16 protein-coding genes, 1 other RNA gene and 1 other annotated feature are annotated in these 18,144 nt (G+C 44.2%); of the genes, 10 read left to right on the top strand and 7 right to left on the bottom strand.

Annotated features, from left to right (window positions below; translation table 11 throughout):
• The first annotated feature begins 49 nt into the window (after positions 1 to 49).
• The 3 genes from IWT5_RS10725 to IWT5_RS10715 are packed head-to-tail and all read left to right on the top strand — an operon-like array spanning position 50 to position 3,310.
• Complete coding sequence (locus tag IWT5_RS10725) at positions 50 to 1,033, top strand: DUF2785 domain-containing protein (RefSeq protein ID WP_089109955.1); 984 nt, start codon at positions 50 to 52, stop codon at positions 1,031 to 1,033.
• A gap of 11 nt (positions 1,034 to 1,044) precedes the next feature.
• Positions 1,045 to 2,703, top strand: coding sequence for a glycerophosphodiester phosphodiesterase (locus tag IWT5_RS10720; RefSeq protein ID WP_089109954.1), 1,659 nt, complete (start codon positions 1,045 to 1,047; stop codon positions 2,701 to 2,703).
• Between the two features lie 34 nt (positions 2,704 to 2,737).
• A complete protein-coding gene (locus IWT5_RS10715; protein WP_089109953.1) occupies positions 2,738 to 3,310 on the top strand; it encodes a DNA-3-methyladenine glycosylase I in 573 nt (190 codons plus the stop codon).
• 185 nt (positions 3,311 to 3,495) lie between these two features.
• Here IWT5_RS10715 and IWT5_RS10710 read toward each other — a convergent pair whose 3' ends face one another.
• The 5 genes from IWT5_RS10710 to IWT5_RS10690 all read right to left on the bottom strand — a co-directional run bounded on the left by IWT5_RS10710 (position 3,496) and on the right by IWT5_RS10690 (position 6,462).
• Positions 3,496 to 3,981, bottom strand: a complete 486-nt coding sequence (locus tag IWT5_RS10710) for a universal stress protein (RefSeq protein ID WP_089109952.1) — start codon at positions 3,979 to 3,981, stop codon at positions 3,496 to 3,498.
• A 78-nt stretch (positions 3,982 to 4,059) separates the two neighbouring features.
• Positions 4,060 to 4,350 (bottom strand): hypothetical protein, encoded by a 291-nt coding sequence (locus tag IWT5_RS10705; RefSeq protein ID WP_089109951.1) that lies wholly within the window; start codon positions 4,348 to 4,350, stop codon positions 4,060 to 4,062.
• 98 nt (positions 4,351 to 4,448) lie between these two features.
• A non-coding RNA gene (ssrS, locus tag IWT5_RS10700) (6S RNA) lies at positions 4,449 to 4,638 on the bottom strand.
• A gap of 51 nt (positions 4,639 to 4,689) precedes the next feature.
• On the bottom strand, positions 4,690 to 5,967 hold the full coding sequence (locus tag IWT5_RS10695; protein ID WP_089109950.1) for a replication-associated recombination protein A: 1,278 nt from the start codon (positions 5,965 to 5,967) through the stop codon (positions 4,690 to 4,692).
• 24 nt (positions 5,968 to 5,991) lie between these two features.
• Complete coding sequence (locus tag IWT5_RS10690; RefSeq protein WP_089109949.1) at positions 5,992 to 6,462, bottom strand: YueI family protein; 471 nt, start codon at positions 6,460 to 6,462, stop codon at positions 5,992 to 5,994.
• Between the two features lie 84 nt (positions 6,463 to 6,546).
• On the opposite strand from IWT5_RS10690, the gene IWT5_RS10685 reads away from it, so the two are divergent.
• Entirely contained in the window at positions 6,547 to 7,143 is a 597-nt protein-coding gene (locus IWT5_RS10685; RefSeq protein WP_159459326.1) for a DUF1054 family protein, read from the top strand.
• 76 nt (positions 7,144 to 7,219) lie between these two features.
• Here IWT5_RS10685 and rpsD read toward each other — a convergent pair whose 3' ends face one another.
• The gene (rpsD, locus tag IWT5_RS10680; protein WP_089109947.1) at positions 7,220 to 7,825 is read right to left on the bottom strand and encodes a 30S ribosomal protein S4; all 606 of its coding nucleotides are present in this window, start codon (positions 7,823 to 7,825) and stop codon (positions 7,220 to 7,222) included.
• Between the two features lie 194 nt (positions 7,826 to 8,019).
• On the bottom strand, positions 8,020 to 8,493 hold the full coding sequence (gene msrC / locus IWT5_RS10675) for a free L-methionine (R)-S-oxide reductase MsrC (protein ID WP_089109946.1): 474 nt from the start codon (positions 8,491 to 8,493) through the stop codon (positions 8,020 to 8,022).
• Positions 8,494 to 8,671: 178 nt separating this feature from the next.
• Between msrC and ezrA the strand changes: the two genes are divergently transcribed.
• The 6 genes from ezrA to IWT5_RS10645 all read left to right on the top strand — a co-directional run bounded on the left by ezrA (position 8,672) and on the right by IWT5_RS10645 (position 18,093).
• Entirely contained in the window at positions 8,672 to 10,411 is a 1,740-nt protein-coding gene (gene ezrA, locus IWT5_RS10670; protein ID WP_089109945.1) for a septation ring formation regulator EzrA, read from the top strand.
• Between the two features lie 213 nt (positions 10,412 to 10,624).
• A complete protein-coding gene (locus tag IWT5_RS10665; protein WP_089109944.1) occupies positions 10,625 to 11,773 on the top strand; it encodes a cysteine desulfurase family protein in 1,149 nt (382 codons plus the stop codon).
• Positions 11,774 to 11,797: 24 nt separating this feature from the next.
• Complete coding sequence (gene thiI / locus IWT5_RS10660; protein WP_089109943.1) at positions 11,798 to 13,015, top strand: tRNA uracil 4-sulfurtransferase ThiI; 1,218 nt, start codon at positions 11,798 to 11,800, stop codon at positions 13,013 to 13,015.
• A 198-nt stretch (positions 13,016 to 13,213) separates the two neighbouring features.
• On the top strand, positions 13,214 to 13,723 hold the full coding sequence (tpx, locus tag IWT5_RS10655; RefSeq protein WP_089109942.1) for a thiol peroxidase: 510 nt from the start codon (positions 13,214 to 13,216) through the stop codon (positions 13,721 to 13,723).
• 23 nt (positions 13,724 to 13,746) lie between these two features.
• Positions 13,747 to 13,963, top strand: a binding site (T-box leader).
• Positions 13,964 to 14,021: 58 nt separating this feature from the next.
• Complete coding sequence (locus IWT5_RS10650; RefSeq protein WP_089109941.1) at positions 14,022 to 16,688, top strand: valine--tRNA ligase; 2,667 nt, start codon at positions 14,022 to 14,024, stop codon at positions 16,686 to 16,688.
• Positions 16,689 to 16,782: 94 nt separating this feature from the next.
• Positions 16,783 to 18,093, top strand: a complete 1,311-nt coding sequence (locus tag IWT5_RS10645; RefSeq protein WP_089109940.1) for a bifunctional folylpolyglutamate synthase/dihydrofolate synthase — start codon at positions 16,783 to 16,785, stop codon at positions 18,091 to 18,093.
• Positions 18,094 to 18,144 lie beyond the last annotated feature (51 nt).

The following is an 18,144-nucleotide window of genomic DNA, read 5'->3' as shown; positions in this document are numbered from 1 at the left end:
TGATAAACGTGCTAAAATAAGAACATGACTAAAGAACGGAGCGAGAAAAGTGGAAGCCAACAATCAGATAGATGACATACGCAAACAACTAAATGAGATCCGTACTCAAGTTAACGCAGGCGAACTATTCCAATCACTTGGCACCCGACTGGAGTTATTGGTTAAATCGGTTCAACGTGAGAAAATAGTGACGGCTGTCAACTTACCCGATGATAATGACGGTATTCGTGACTTATTGACGCAGTTAAACGATCAACTGAAAGACGAATCACTGACGGCTTTGAGTGACCAGCAGGTTCTTCAATTAGTGCGTCACATTGGGTCTCCTGATCCCAACATTCGGGATAAAGGCATCTATTTTCTTTTCAATGATCTGATTCAGCAGCACCTGCTTTCAGATCAGCAAATGGTGATGATTGTTCGCTATTTGACTAGCGATACGGTTCTTTTTGCTCATATTCTCGAACCCGAAAACGATGCTATCTACCAACGAGGGTTTGCAGTGTTGTTACTTTCGGTGCTGCTGTATGCTGACCGCGCAGGCTATCAATTTTTGGATCAAAAGCTGGTTAGTCAAGTGGTTGACCAATTAGCTTTATACATGGTGCTTGAAGTAGATACACGTGGTTTCATTAAAACGAATGGTTGGGCGCACGCGTATACCCATATTGGCAACTTATTAGATGAATTATCTGAACGTGAACGATTGACGAGGGCTGACAAGCTTTATCTGATGGCAATCATCATTGAGCGATATAAGACCCTAGACGGTGCTTTAATTTTTGGTGAACCGCAACGCTTGGCTGGCTACCTCGCACGGCTGACTAATAAAAACCAGTTATATGCGGATTATTTTCTAAAGCAGCTTAAACATTGGCGGCAGGAATTAGTCGTGGTGCAACAAGAGGAAAGCCAGGCTGGCTGGAATCGAATCTATAACCGTGGCCGATTGATTGAGGCAATGATCGTCCGGCATGATTTTAACGATGATATCTTGCAATACTTGCACTCTGTCATCGATTTCCTAGCCTAGTGAGCGAAAGGGTGAAACCAATCAATTATTATCAACGTTTATTTCAAACAAGTTATCAATTACTAAAAGTGCGAGCAGTTAATCTTGGTTGGCTGCTCTTACTTGCGATTTTAACCACTTTGCATATTTTGATGTTAAATCCTGGTCTAGTTGGCATCAAGATTGTCCTGATCGTGGCCTTTTTGACTGGGTTAATTTTTGAGCTGAACCTTATTTTAACGGCGTTTACAACGAATAAAACGATTTTGAATCAATCAGATCTCTTAATGCTGACTGCTTGGCACCGACTAGCCAAAAGGTGGCTGCAGTTAACGGGGCTGGTGGTTTTGCTGGCGATATTGTGGTTGCCGTTTGGCGATGCTGGTTTTACCGCACCCGTTCTTAATTTAGTGATGCTACCGATCAACTGGGTAGATACGTTCGTTCTACAGCGTAGAATTATGGTTGTTATTTTGGCTGTTGTATACGTTGTTTTACTCTACGCGTTTTTGAAATTACTCGGTTTTTTAAGGGTAACTGTCAAGCCTGAGTTGGTCCCCATCAGCGGTTGGCGGCGGCTTGTTTGGTTTGTTCGGCCGCTGATTGCCGTTTGGTTACCAATGTCACTCATTGAACACGGTGTTGTTTTGGGGCTCCGAGCTTTAGGGGCGCAACTCTCAAACGGTGTCGGTAATGGCACAACTTTATTCGTTTTAGTAGTTCTGATCATATTTGCGCTAATCGGACTGAGTGTCTTTTTGCTTGCAATGGTGTGGGAATCTGTTGCGCAACCAGGATTTCAGCCTGAATTTGATGAGGATGACGAACCCTTACACACCATGGCCTGGTTCCCAGCCGGTTTGGTGGTGCTGTTAGTGGTGCTGTTTGGGTTCCAAGCGTTTCATTTTAGTTCCGTGGCAGCGACCCCAAGTTTAACGATTTCCCATCGTGGTGTTATTGGGACAAATGGGGTACCAAATTCTTTGGCGGCTTTTAAGCAAACCGTTAAGCAAAAACCAAACTTTGTTGAGATTGACGTCCAAGAAACAAAGGACGGCCATTTTGTTGTTGCTCATGGTCAAGATATCCACTTGAAAACGCGAACTGGAATCAAGGCAGCGGATATTCAAAAATTAACCTTTAACCAACTGAAAAATCAGTGGGCTGAGAAAAATGGTCAAACGACTGAAATTGTCAGTCTAGCGCAGTATTTAAAAACGGCTAGACAGAAAAAACAGCGTTTGATCGTTGAACTGAAAGTGACGCCTCAAGATAGTTCTGATGTTGTCCAACGTTTTGCACACCAGTACGCTGGTCAACTGATTGCTGACCATGACTTTGTTCACACGATGAGTTATCAGGCAGTATTAAAACTAAAGCAGTTGAATCCCAACTTGATCGTTGGTTATATCGTACCGTTGAACGTGATGTCGATTAAAAACTTGCCGGCTGACTTTTATTCATTGCAAGCTATTGGGCTTAATACAACGATGATTAGACAAGCGCATTCTGTTGGGGCGCCAGTCTTTGTTTGGACACCTGATGGCATCGCAGATATGCAGGTTATGCGGGTCTTGGGCGTGGATGGACAAATTACCAACCAGCTTCTGCGCCTCCAGCGAGTTAATCGACAACCACTCAAGCAATTTAACTGGGCAATAGTTGAAAACGTCGTGAACCAGTTCTGTTGATTAGGCGTAGTTAGTTCCATAAGGAGCTGATACGATGACAACCAGATGTGCATGGGCGGAAAAGAGCCCACAACTACTGATTTACCATGATTTAGAGTGGGGCGTTCCCGTTCGTGATGAACGGCAATTATTTGAAAACTTATCATTAGAGATTTTTCAGGCGGGTTTAGCTTGGCAATTGATATTAAAATACCGTGAAGCCTTAAGACACGCGTTTGAAGATTTTGAGCCAGAAAGATTAGCACTGATTACACCAGCCAAGTTGCAAAGTTTGCATCAGGACAAGCGAATTATTCGTAATCAGCAAAAGATTGATGCGGTTATTGAGAATGCTCGGGTATTGAGTAGTTTACACGAACTGGGCTGGACTTTGAGCGCAACGCTTTGGCAACGAGTTAATGACATGCCGCTGGACCATCATTTACGGTCAAACGATCATTTAGAGACTGAATTTTTCGTGGCTGAACTCGCACAAACACTGCGGCAACTTGGGTTTAAACGTATCGGGCCTAAGACGTGTTATGCATTGTTACAAGCTTCAGGGATTGTTAATGATCATTTAGCGGATTGTTATCGGCATGATGAAATCACTCAGGCAATTAGCTAGGACAACTAGTAAGCTGATAGTTGTGTTATGCAAGCCGTTAATCTTATCATGTGAAAATATCCGAAATTAAACCTAAATAAGGCCTACTCCGGCAATCGTCGAAGCAGGCCTTATTTAGGCTTTTTTACGTTAAATTCTGGAATCTACCGCGTTTTGGTGCAAACTGCTTTGATTAAAAATTTAAACTATTTCTCAGCTTTTTTGGCTGGTTGTTTAGCTGGCTTGTTGTCCAAGTCAGTCCGAACAACCAAAACATCACTGATTGCTGTGCGGGTAACGTATTCGGTAACTGAACCGATCAATAGCCGCTCCACAGCATTCAAACCCGTAGCACCGATCATAATCAGATCGATACCTAATTTCTTAGGCATGTCACGGGCAATAATGGTCTTTGGTGCACCGTATTCAATCGAGTAGTCAACGCTGCTAACGCCAGCATCTTTTGCTTGTTGAATATACTTATCCAAGGTTTTCTTGGCAGTATCGGTTACTTCTTCAACCATCGTTGTATCGAAACTAGAAATATTCTGAAATGCACGGGTATCCACAACATGAACCAGGTGCAGGTCTGAATCATTCCGCTTGGCAACGGCCACAGCCTTTTCGAAGGCTAATTCGGCTTCGTAAGAACCATCAACTGGAACTAAGATGTGCTTGTATTGTTGTAACATGATGACTCACCTCTCTCTACTTGTTAATTCTATTTTACGTTATTTCACGCCAAATAAAAAGAGAAATGTAAACCGTTTTCATTTAATCTTCGGAAAGAAGTGAACCAGCATGAGTTGAATCGCTAAAACATCGAGCACACCTACTAATAAGGTCATGGAAATAAAGACATCGTTTTGCATGATGGTGGCGACTGCTGCAATCACCCCGATCACAATCAGTGACCAGCCGCTAAACTTGACGATACCAGCTAAATTAGCATTTTCCTCAGGATGAAAAACGAGGAACGGCCGGTGAGTGTGGGACAGAAAAAACCAGCCAATAAAGAAAGTCAGCAGAACGTAGAGAACCATTAAAATCGTAATAAACACGAAGAACCCTCCAAGGCGTAGCGCCATTTTTTGTCATTTGTCATAAAATAAAAAAGCTGACTTACAAGGTGCAAGTCAGCCCCAAAGTGTTGCCACTTTGAAGATCTAATAGTGCCGTTAATTGTCCGATAGGTTTTGGCCCGCTCATAAGCAGGTGGGACGGGTATATTTACGTTCATGCTACCAAGTGTAAAAGGCCTGCAATCCGGTAAAGTTAACCCATGTCCCAAAGTAACATTAGTTGTTCGGCAAACACGTATGTGGACAACGCGCACACCCTAGAACTTACTTATATACTAGCATATTTTTCCCAGTTTTACCATTTTGACTCCTGGACGCTCATTTTGGTGAACGCTGTGCTTTTCGCAGTCGTTCATACTGTTGAGCCAGCGCAGTTTCAAATTTACCGTTTGTTTTGGGCTCATAATACTGGGCGTTTTTAATTTTATCTGGTAAGTATTGCTGCTTGACCCAGTCATTTTTGAAATTGTGCGGGTACTTATAATCGACCCCATGGCCCAAGTCTTTTGCACCCTTATAGTGGGCATCCTTTAAATGAGCTGGAATATCGCCATAGTGTCCAGAACTGATATCTGACATGGCAGCGTCAATTGCAGCCATTCCGGAATTCGATTTAGGCGATAAGCACAATTCTATGACGGCGTCGGCTAGCGGAATCCTTGCTTCAGGAAAACCTAAGCGCTGTGCGGCGGTGATGGCTTCGACGACGCGGGCTGCCGCTGGCGGATTTGCCAGGCCAATATCTTCATAGGCGATCACGGTCAAGCGTCGGGCAATGGTTGGCAGATCACCTGCAGTTACCAGCCGGGCAAGATAGTGGAGGGCGGCGTCAGTATCACTGCCACGAATGGATTTTTGAAAGGCAGAAATCACGTCATAATGGGCGTCGCCATCTTTATCATGGCTGAAGGCCTTCTTTTGCAGGCACTCCTCTATAATTGGTAGCGTAAGGTGAATGACACCATCGGTTGAATCTGTAGACTTAGCAGCCAATTCTAGGCCGTTTAAAGCACTTCTAAGGTCACCGTTAGTTGCCGTAGCCAATAAATTTTCAGCTTCTGGCGCCAAATCAATTTGCTGGTTACCCAGACCGTTTTCTTTATCTGTAAGGGCGCGGTCAATTGCGGTGCGAATATCGTCTGGCATCAACGGCTTCACTTCAAAAATTTGGGTTCGGCTACGAATAGCGGGATTAATACTGATATAGGGATTCTCAGTTGTTGCCCCAATCAGAACGATTCGACCGTTTTCCAGGTGTGGCAGCAGGAAATCCTGCTTAACCTTGTCCAAACGGTGAATTTCATCCAGTAAGAGGATTACCGTTCCGCTCATCTTAGCTTCCTCAGCGACAATTTGAAGATCTTTTTTTGAATCGGTGGCTGCGTTTAGTTTTCGAAAAGCGTATTTTGTGGAACCGGCAATGGCACTGGCAATACTCGTTTTACCAGTGCCAGGTGGGCCGTATAAAATCATTGACGACAGCATTTTAGCCTTGACCATCCGCGAGATGATTTTACCTGGACCCACTAAGTGCTGCTGTCCGACCACGTCTTCGATCCGCTGTGGCCGCATGCGGTAAGCTAAAGGTTGTGGCATAGTATGTCTTCTTTCAAAAGTAAATTAAAGGCCGAGATTCTTTTTCATTTTAGTCCAGAACGTTGATGGATCTTCGCTGGTGTTTTGCTGAGCGGATGCAGGCTGGTTACCAGCCTTGTCTTCAACTTTAATGGGATATTGGTTGATCGCCGTTTTGGAAATGACAACCAGTCCAGAATCGGTTGGCTGACCGCCGTAAAAATCGTCTTGAACAATTGTAAATGCCCGTTGAAGCTGGCCAGCAATTTGTAGATAGGGTTTCAAAGCTGCCATTCCCGTATGACCATTGAAAATCACTTGATAATCAGGGTGAGCTTTTAATTCAGCTTCAAAAGATGGTAAGTACTCACCGTGCTGGAGCTGTTGGATGGACATCAGCAAAGACACCCGTTCACGAAACGTGCCTAAATAAGTTCGCTGCTCATCGGGATGCAGTTTGGGTGGACCGTAGATGGCGTTATCCAAGTGAGACGTCATCTGATCTTTGTCAGGCATGCGTAACACCAACTTTCATTAGTAGTAAGACTATTGTAACATGACTATATAAACACCGACACCAAGATGAACGGGGGAGAGACATTGTTTAACGATTCTGATTTTCAGGTTTTTGAGGATCAAACTTTGGCTGGCCGGATGGCTGGTATTCGATCTGAAATCGACCCTAAATTTGAAGCTTTAGCACCATTGGCAGTTGCAACTCTAGGGAGCAAGGCACCAATTTATGCACACGTCGCCAAACATTTAAGGCGGCACAAGAATCCGCCGATGAATACGTGGATTGCATTTAGTACCAATAAACGTGGCTATAAGATGAACCCGCACCTCATGATTGGCTTTTGGGATGACCGCTTGTTTGTCTGGTTAGCAGTTTTAGCAGAAGCAAAGGACCGCCAGCTAATGACGCAACGGCCAGCGGCTTTGCTACCTGATTTTGCTAGGCTAAGTGACGATTATGAGATTAGTCCTAATCACATGGCGAAGTTATCACATCGCATTTCAGCAGCCGGATTAGCTGACCAATTGACGCATTATCAACGGGTGAAGCAGTCGGACTTTTTAGTTGGCCGTCAGTGGTTTCGGGGCGACAAGTGCTTTGATGATCCTGAGCAGGTCCAACGAATGATTTTAGCAACGGTTTCAGATTTACGGCCATTCTTTGATCAACTAATTCAGTGAACGATGGATTCAAGACACAAAAAAAGCAATTTGCACGCAGTGTGCAAATTGCTTTTCTTTAGTTAAGCAGCGCTTATTAACGGTTGTAGTATTCAACGATAAGTGATTCGTCGAGGTCTGCATCCATTTCTTCACGTTGTGGTAAACGAACAAGTTTACCTTCAAGCTTGTCAGCATCGAACTCAACGTATTGAGGACGACCAACAACGGCTTCAACGGCATCCTTGATGATTTGCATATCCTTTGACTTCTCACGAACGCTGATCACTTGACCAGGCTTAACTTCGTATGAAGGGATATCAAGACGCTTGCCATCAACAGTGATGTGGCCATGGTTAACCAATTGACGAGCTTGGCGACGAGTAGTTGCCAAACCTAAACGGTAAACCACGTTGTCTAAACGACGTTCGAGCAAGATCATGAAGTTAACACCATGCTTACCTTCGCGAATCTTACCTGCGCGAACGAATAAGTTGTGGAATTGACGTTCAGTCATGCCGTAAGTGAAACGCAGCTTTTGCTTTTCACGTAATTGAGTCCCATATTCGGAAAGCTTTGAACGACGGCCTTGGCCATGTTCGCCGGGTGCGAATGGACGACGTGCTAATTCTTTACCAGTACCTGAAAGTGAAACGCCAAGACGACGTGATACACGCCAGCTTGGTCCTGTATAACGAGACATAGATAGTTCCTCCAAAAATTTTAGTTGGAGTAAAATAATTTGACGTGAGTTTGATATTCGTGCAGATCCCTTTGCGGTTTTCGCCCTGTGCAGCCGCAGGTTACTTACCCAACCACCATTTGGCAGTGATCTGTTGACGAGCTTACCGCTCACCGCTGCATTATTTTACACAAACGCCAGTATACTTCGAATCCCTACTGAATGTCAATATGTTTCAGCAGGATCAAGGCAAATTGTTGTAGTTCTGCACGGTCATCTTCGGTAAAACGGCCGATTTTAGGTGAGTCAAGATCCATGACGCCGATTTTGACACCATTCTTAGTGAGCGGCACAACCACCTCGCTGTTGCTAGCAGAATCGCAGGCAATGTGCCCGGGAAATTGGTGAACATCTTCGACCAGCTGGGATTCTTGAGTCTTGAAAGCAGTTCCGCAGACACCGGCGCCATTTTTGATGTGCATGCAGGCGACGTTGCCTTGGAAGGGGCCAAGGACCAGTTCGTCCTCTTTTGGCTGATACAGATAGAAGCCTGCCCAGTTAACATCAGTCATACTCTGTTTTAATAAGGCAGAAGCATTTGATAAGTTGGCAATCAAATTAGTTTCATTATATAGGAGTGCATCCAGCTGTTGATTCATCATTGAAACGGTTGTTTTTGTTTCAGTCATTTTGATTACCTCTCACGGTTTAATTTGCGAAACTTGAAATTCGGGTGAAGCCTTTTCATAAGGTATGCTATAATTTAAACTGGTATAGATTTTAATGGGTATTTGATGAAAAATCAATCATAATCTATCTAAATATACATATTAAAAGTGTATTTTGGTAACGAAGGATGGGGATTAGATGTTTAGGATATTAATAGGTGTCATTATCCTGGCAATTGTCATATACGCCGGTATCTTAATTTACCAGCAGTATCTGATCAGACGATTGAAGGGACTCAATCAAAAAAGAGAAGAATTGACAATTGATGAGCTGAACGACTCGGTCGATCAAGTTCGTGCCATGAGTTTAACGGGCAAGACGCTGGAAGAAGTTAAGCAGCTGACCACGGACTTTGGCGATCTGAAGGAAAACCGGTTACCGCGGCTAGAAGAGCAAGTTAATGACGCGATTAATAGTGCTAAACAATACCGCGTGTTAACTGCGCAGCAAGGCGCCAAAAAAGCGGCTGCTTCACTAGAGGTTGCCCAACAAGCTATCGAGCAGGTTCAGAATCAAATTTCTGAACTTAAAAAAATTGATGCGCAACATAAGCAGGCCGTTAAGACACTTGAATCCCAGTATCAGTCACTACGCAAGACATTGCTGGCAAAAAACTTTATGTATGGTGATGCCATCGACGGGCTTGAGACGCAGTTAGGCAAGCTAGAAGATGATAATGACCACTTCCGTGAAGTGACGAGTAAGGGTGATCATGAAGAGGCCGCTAAATTACTGGAGCAGCTTCAATCTGACACGGATCATTTGACTGAAATGCTGAAGTCGATCCCACCCCTAGTGACTAATCTTGAAACTGAATTTCCAACTCAAATCAAGGAATTAACCAAGGGAGAAAGTGAACTGACACAACAGGGTTACCAGTTTCCCGTTGCCGATTTAAAGGATCAGATTGCTGCTTTGCCCGCTGAAATAAAGAAGAGCAAGGCACTGCTTGCAAAATTAGATGTTAGTGCGGTACAGCAAGCTGATACGGCTTTGTCCACCAAAATCGATCGGTTTTATGATTTGATGCAAAAAGAAATGGTTGCTAAGCCCAAAGTGGTTAAGAACCTTGATTACCTGGCCAAATTCATCAGTCACGCCCAAAATCAAAATAGTGTGCTGATGAAGGAACTGGAACGGTTAAATCACAACTACACACTGGATCATCAAGAACTTGAAACGACCCGTGAATTTACTGAGCAGCTGAGAAACATTGAAACGGCCTATCAAAAGGACGTTGAAAACATTCACAGTAATGACGCTGTTTATACGGAAGTAGAAGCTCGGCAAACCAGACAAATTCATGATCTTACCCAAATTGAGAAACAGCAGCAAGAAATTAATGATTCGGTTGCTGGATTAGCTAAGGAAGAAGAGCAGGCTAACCAGAACTTGCAGCAGTTTGAATTTAAGCTGCACAGTATTCGGCGGGAAGTTGAAAACTTAAATCTGCCGGGCGTTGCTAAGAGTTACCTCGATTATTACCAGGTCGTCAGTGATGAAATTGATAAGCTAACGGATGATATGAATCAAGTTCAAATTAATATGGAAGAGATTACGAAACAATTGATCATGATTCAATCAGACTTAGATATCTTAACTGAGAAGACGAATGATCTGATCGATAGCGCACAGCTGGCGGAGCAATTGATTCAATATGCTAACCGCTACCGAATGACTCATGAAGAAGTGGCAACAGCTAGTCAAGAAGCCCAGCACTTGTTTGATGAAGATTACGACTATGCCAAAAGTCTTGAAACGATTGCTACCGTTTTGGATGAAGTCGAACCGGGTTCATATAAGCGCCTAGAAGACCGTTATTATCAAAGTAAAAAGCCAGTGGCTGATGAAGATGATAGCGAGGTGCCAGCAAAGTAATCCGGCAATAAAATCATCAACGATGAGTATCACGCAGCACTGCGATCCCTTTTGCGGGGGATGGCAGTGCTTTTTGTTTGTCTAAATTGAGGTGAAAGTCGCTAACCCATTGTGCACCTGACACTTGCTTCCATTCGACCTTTCCTATATAATCAACCCCAGTCTATTTGATTGGAGTCGAACCAATCTAAAACACAAAGAGGCAGATTATACATGATTTATTTTGATAATAGTGCAACAACTAAGGCCGATCCCGAAGTCGTTTCTACTTACGATCAAGTAAGTGAAAAGATTTGGGGGAATCCTTCAAGTTTACATCAGTTTGGTGAAGAAGCCTTCAACCTGCTGGAACAATCCCGTAAGCAGATTGCTAATTTACTTGGGGCATCTCAAAGTGAGATCTTATTTACGAGTGGCGGTACTGAGGGAGATAACTGGGTACTGAAAGGGACAGCCATTGAAAAGCGCCAATTTGGTAACCATTTAATTACGACTGCCGTTGAACATCCTGCCATTCATAATTCAATGGAACAGCTTAAACAGTTAGGATTTGAAGTCACTTACTTGCCCGTTGATAAGCACGGACGGATTTCAATCGACGATTTAAAGGCAGCTATTCGGCCAACAACTATCTTAGTTTCGGTAATGGCCGTTAATAATGAAATCGGCACGATTCAGCCACTTAAAGACGTGGCTGAAGTCTTGAAAGATTATCCGAAAATTCATTTTCATATTGATGCCGTTCAAGGTATTGGTAAGGGTATCCAAGATATGATCATGAACGACCGGGTGGACTTTGTGACATTTTCTGGCCATAAATTCCACGCACCTCGTGGTATTGGGTTTATTTACGCCCGTCGTGGCCGTAAAATTGCGCCATTATTAACTGGTGGCGGTCAAGAGCGTAATTTACGGAGCGGCACTGAAAACTTACCAGCAATCGCCGCGATGGCTAAAGCTTTACGGCTGTTGCTGACGGATGAAAAGCAAAAAGTGGCTCGAGAAGCTGAAATTAAGCAACGGATCTTTGATCACGTTAAACAGTTCCCGTTGGTGACTACTTTCTCGGAAGATAACGATGGCTTCGCACCGCATATCCTGTGTTTTGCGATTCAAGGTGTCCGGGGCGAGACAATTGTGCACGCATTTGAGGAACAGGGGATTTACATTTCAACGACGAGTGCCTGCAGTTCAAAAAAGCACTTGGCTTCAAGCACACTGACAGCGATGAACGTTCCTGAAAGTATTTCGACTAGCGCGATTCGAATTTCGTTAGATGACCACAATACGCTGGCTGAAGCAGATCAATTCAACAAAGTTTTTGACCAACTGTATGATAAATTTAAATTACTTTCAGCATAAGATTTAATCGAAAAGGAGACCCATATGCAATATTCAGAAATTATGGTGCGTTATGGCGAACTCTCGACCAAGGGCAAGAACCGAAAAGATTTTATTCGGCAACTTGGTCGCAACGTTCGTCACAGCCTGCATGAATTTGAAGGCTTAGATATTCGTGCCCAGTATGACCGGCTCCACGTTGCACTCAACGGGAATGACTCAACCAAAGTGATCGAACGGTTAAAGGGTGTCTTTGGGATTGAAAACTTTTCGCCAGTTATCAAGGTAGAAAAAGATTTTGAGGCGGTTAAGAAGACTGCCCTTGAAATGATCCAGGCACAGTATCAGCCGGGTATGACATTTAAAATCAACACTCGAAGACAAGACCACCAATTCGAATATGACACTAACCAGATCAATGATAAACTGGGTGGCCATATTCTGAGAAATGTTCCAGGCATTGACGTTAAAATGAAGAACCCGGATATTACGCTTCGAGTGGAAGTCCGTTTAAACGGGATCTTCCTCAGCAGTGAGACTATTCCAGGTGCTGGTGGATTACCAGTAGGTACGGGTGGTAAAGCCACCATGATGCTGTCTGGTGGGATTGACTCACCCGTTGCAGCCTACCTTGGAATGAAACGGGGCGTTAAGCTGGATATGGTGCACTTTTTCAGTCCGCCATATACCAGTGAACAAGCGCTAGCTAAGGCCAAAGAACTGACTTCAAAGATTGCCGGTTACGCGGGTAGTATCAACTTTATTCAAGTACCGTTCACTAAAGTACAGGAAACGATTAAAGAAAAGGTACCCGAAGGCTATCTCATGACCATTCAACGTCGGATGATGCTGAAAATCACCGCGGCGATTACTGTAGCCCGTGGCGACAAAGGGGTCTTCACCGGTGAATCACTGGGTCAAGTTGCTTCACAGACCCTTGAAAGTATGATGGCAATCAACGATGTGACGACGTTGCCCGTCCTACGGCCATTAGTATCGATGGATAAAACGGAGATCATCAAGATCGCTGAAAAAATTGACACCTATGATTTATCAATTATGCCATTTGAAGACTGCTGCACGATTTTCACGCCACCGGCACCCAAAACACGGCCTGATTTAGAAAAAACCCGTAATTTTGAGAAGCTGATCGACGTGGACGGCTTGATGCAAGAAGCCTTAGACGGTATTGAAGTCACCGTCATCCGTCCTGGCGAGAACTTTATGAATCAGCAAGAAGACGTTTTTGCTGAATTACTTTAAATTAAAAACCGATTAAGTGTTTGTTCACACCTGAAAGAGATTGTCTTTTCGAGTGTGAACAGACGCTTTTTTATAGGCTCAAAAATGAGGGCTTAATAGGGTTTAGTTAGCATATTTTTACGCTTGATTTCACTTGCTTTTTCAGCCTTAACGCTGTAAATTTAAGCTATAGTTGCACCCAAAAGGAGTGTTTAATTTATGAAGGTTAAATTTAACGGTCAAGATGTCGAATTGGAAGGTAATCCACCTCAAGTGGGTGATCAGTTACCTAAATTCAAGTTGTTCAATCAAAACGATGAGAAGGTCAAGATGGCACAGTTGCTGGGAAAACCGCTGATGCTGTCCATCGTGCCTGATTTGCAAACGCCGGTCTGCAGTACACAGACACACAAGTTTAATCAGCAAGCTGACCACTATCCGAACGCGACTTTTGTGACGATTTCAAATAATACGATCGCACAGCAGAAAAACTGGTGTGCAGCTGAAGGTGTCATTAATCTACAGATCCTTTCTGACGAAGAGTTATCCTTTGGCTATGCGACGAATCTGTACTTGCCAAACATGGGTGTATTGACCCGGGCAATTTTGGTAACTGACGCTGAAGGCACAATCACTTATGAAGAGATCGTGCCAGACGTTGCCAACGAACCAGATTACCTCGCAGCGTTAAAGGCTTTAGAAAAATTAACATCTAGAGTTGACGAGTAGCCTAAAAATGGCTATTATATCGAGTATAAGCAATGAGCAAGAGAGCTGACCAAACAGTGTCGCCCAGAGAGGAAACCCTTGGCTGAAAGGTTTTTCGACCCGTTGATCAGCAGTAGCTTGCGAGCTGTCAGACTGAACGCACAGTAGGCCTGACCGGAGTGACATCCGTTAACGATTGTTATTAAGAGGGGTTTAAAAGCCCAATTTAGGTGGTACCGCGAAAAGCATTTCGTCCTATTTTTATAGGATGGAATGCTTTTTTCTTACATAACAATCAAATAAGAAGGGAAGAGATCAGATGACAGATAAGTCAACAGAAATGCCACCCAAGTACGATCCTCAAGCCGTTGAGGCCGGTCGTTACAACGAGTGGTTGTCAGAGGGGCTTTTTAAGCCTAGTGGAGATCAAAAAGCCAAACCATATTCAATCGTGCTCCCTCCGCCTAATGTGACGGGTAAATTGCATTTAGGCCATGCCTGGGATACGACGTTACAAGATATGCTCATTCGTCAAAAACGGATGCAGGGTTACGATACACTATGGCTGCCAGGAATGGACCATGCTGGTATTGCAACTCAGGCTAAGGTGGAAGCTAAGCTCCGTGAACAAGGAATCAGCCGATACGACTTAGGTCGGGAGAAGTTCGTCGATAAAGTTTGGGAATGGAAAGACGAATTTGCCAGCACGATTAAGACACAGTGGGGTAAATTGGGGCTGTCATTAGACTACTCACGTGAACGTTTCACGCTGGACAAGGGCCTTTCAGATGCCGTTAAGAAGGTTTTCGTACAGCTGTATCGCAAGGGCTTGATCTATCGTGGCGAATATATCATTAACTGGGATCCGCAAGCTCGGACTGCCTTGTCTGATATTGAAGTTATCCATAAAGATGACAAGGGTGCCTTTTACCACGTTAAGTATAAATTTGCAGATGGCAAAACGAAGTTGAATGGCAAAGATTACATTGAAATTGCCACGACTCGTCCAGAAACCATGATGGGTGATACCGCCATTGCTGTAAACGCTAAAGATGAACGGTACAAGGATGTCGTGGGCAAGAAGGTTATTTTGCCACTTGCTAACCGGGAAATTCCGATCATCACTGATCAGCACGCGGACCCCGATTTTGGAACTGGTGCCGTTAAGATAACACCAGCGCATGACCCTAATGACTTCTTAGTTGGTAACCGCCACAATTTGGAACGCATCAATACCATGAACGAAGACGCGACGATGAACGAAAAGGCCGGTAAGTATGAAGGCTTGGATCGTTTTGAAGCCCGTAAAGCCATGGTGCAAGATCTGCAAGATCAAGGGTTGATGATTTCAATTGAACCAATCGTTCACTCCGTTGGCCATTCAGAACGGACTGGGGTTCAGGTTGAAGCCCGGTTGTCTACTCAGTGGTTTGTTAAGATGAAACCATTGGCAGAACAAGCTTTGAAGAACCAAAAGGGTGACGATCGAGTCGACTTCGTTCCGGAACGGTTTGAAGGGACGTTCACCCAATGGATGGAAAACGTCCATGACTGGGTGATTTCCCGTCAGCTCTGGTGGGGCCATCAGATTCCTGCTTGGTACAATAAAAAGACCGGTGAAATCTACGTTGACGAGCAGCCACCAAAAGATATTGAAAACTGGGAACAGGACAAGGACGTCTTGGATACTTGGTTCTCTAGTGCGCTATGGCCATTTTCAACCATGGGCTGGCCTGACACAGACGCGCCAGATTACAAGCGCTACTTCCCAACTAATACGCTGGTAACCGGATACGATATCATCTTCTTCTGGGTTTCACGGATGATTTTCCAATCCCTTGAATTTACTGGCCGTCGACCATTCAAACACGTCTTGCTTCACGGATTGATTCGTGATGAACAGGGCCGCAAGATGAGTAAGTCATTAGGTAACGGGATCGACCCAATGGATGTGATCGATAAATACGGTGCCGATGCATTGCGTTGGTTCCTGTCTAACGGTTCAACACCTGGTCAAGATATCCGGTTTACTTACACCAAGATGGACGCTGCTTGGAACTTCATCAACAAGATCTGGAACGCTAGTCGTTATGTCATCATGAACCTCGGTGATATGAGTACGCCAGAACTGCCAGATGAAAGCGAATGGGACTTGGCCGATCGCTGGATTTTAAGCCGTTTGAACAAAACGGTGGCACAGGTGACTGAGCAGTTTGACAAGTTCAACTTTGGTGAAGCTGGTCGGGCTTTGTATGATTTCATCTGGAATGACTTCTGTGACTGGTACATCGAAATGAGTAAGGAAATTTTAACGGGTGACGATGAAAAAGCCAAAGCGAATACCCGCAATATTTTGGCTTACGTCCTTGATCAGACCTTACGTTTGCTGCACCCAATCATGCCATTTGTCACCGAAAAAATTTGGTTGACGATGCCGCATGACGGCAAGTCACTGGTAACCGCTAAGTATCCAGTCCTTCATGAGGCCTTTGATAACGCTAAGGCTGAATCGCAAATGGCTAACTTGATTGAACTCATCAAGGCTGTTCGTAACATTCGCGCTGAAGCCAATGCACCGATGTCATCAGAGATCGATGTTTTGATCAAGACCGACAATCAGGAATTAGCCCACGTGTTTGAAACCAACCGCGATTATATCGATCGTTTCGTTCATCCTAAGGCATTGACAATTGGCGCTGACGTTAAAGCGCCGAAGCTTGCCATGACTGGGATCATCACCGATGCTGAAGTGTATGTACCACTGGCAGAATTGGTTGATTTGGACGAAGAAGCAGCCCGTTTGAATAAGGAAATTAAGAAATTCGAAGCTGAGGTTGATCGGGCCAAGAAGAAGTTGAGTAACGAACGATTCGTTGCCAATGCACCTGATGAAGTTGTTGAAAGTGAACGGCAAAAACAGGCGGATAATGAATCTAAGTTAAAGGCAACTCAGGATCGTTTAGCTGCTTTGAAAGCTGAACAGTAAGTGTTGCACATGTTATAATAGCTTTCGAATCAAAAGGGGCGGGATCATATTGATTCCGCCCCTTTTAAATGAGAAGAGTGGAGATTGATTAGTCATGGTTAAAGATTATGATGATGCCCTGAATTTTATTCATGGACGCACGAAATTTAAGAAAAGCGATCATTTGAATCGGATGCACCGATTTCTTGAAATGCTGGGTGATCCTCAGCAAAATATTTCTGCGATTCACGTAGCCGGTACAAACGGAAAGGGCTCGACAGTAGCTTATTTACGCGATTTACTGATGACGCAAGGCTATACTGTTGGGACGTTTACGTCACCGTTCTTGGTTCGCTTTAATGAACGGATATCAGTTGATGGCAAGCCAATTTCTGATGCTGATCTGATTGAACTCGTTAACCAGGTTCAGCCGGTAGTTGCAGAATTGGACGCTAGTTATCCAGAGGGCGGCCCCACAGAGTTTGAAATTATTACAGCCATGATGTTTCTGTATTTTAAAACCCAGGTTGATGTGGCGGTGATCGAAGTTGGTATTGGCGGTTTACTGGATTCAACCAATGTGTTTACACCTGCTGTTTCAGTCATTACGACGATTGGGTTTGATCACATGAAGATCCTTGGGAATACCTTACCAGAGATTGCAGCGCAAAAGGCGGGGATTATTAAGCCTAAGGTTCCGGTTGTGGCTGGCCGGTTACCTGAATCTGCAATGAAAGTGGTCGAACAAACCGCAGCAAAAAATCAGAGCGCTTTGTATCGGGTAGGACATGAAGCAGCAGCTGATATTAAATCGGCAACTGGCTGGCAGGAAAAATTTGACTATCAGTTTGAAGATCAGCTGTTTAAGGGACTAAAAATTAGCATGCTGGGTGATTATCAGGTGGATAATGCCAGTTGCGCGTTGACCGCCTTCATTTTGTACCAGAGACAACAGCACCAAGTGATTAATCACTCGACGACCGTTCGCTCACTGGCTAAAACGGTTTGGGCTGGCCGGTTTGAACCGCTTAATCAAGACCCATTGATCGTCATCGATGGTGCGCACAATGAACCCGCTATCGAAGAATTAACCGCCTTACTCAAGCAACGATTCAGCGATAACGAGATCTATATTTTGTTTGGGGTACTAGCAGATAAGCAGCATGACAAGATGCTGGCAACTTTGCGGACCGTTGCCAATCTGCATATTGTGTTGACCACTTTTCAAGGACCGGGAACTCGTGCAGTGACGGATCCACAGCAATTAGCCGCACAGTATCAGGATGACCAACGAATCGAAGTTATCGACAACTGGCAACTCGCAATTGGAACTATCCTCCAGCGGATGTCGGCTGAAGATTTATTCTTGATAACGGGCTCATTGTACTTTATTTCGGATGTTCGAGCCTTCTTTAAGGAACTCTAATTCGGCGACTTATATATGTAATATTTAATTTCTTTTAAATAACCAATTAAT

Origin of the sequence: Secundilactobacillus mixtipabuli, from assembly GCF_002217925.1 — a bacterium.
Taxonomy (GTDB): Bacteria; Bacillota; Bacilli; order Lactobacillales; family Lactobacillaceae; genus Secundilactobacillus; species Secundilactobacillus mixtipabuli.
This window is presented reverse-complemented; position numbering and strand designations above follow the sequence as displayed.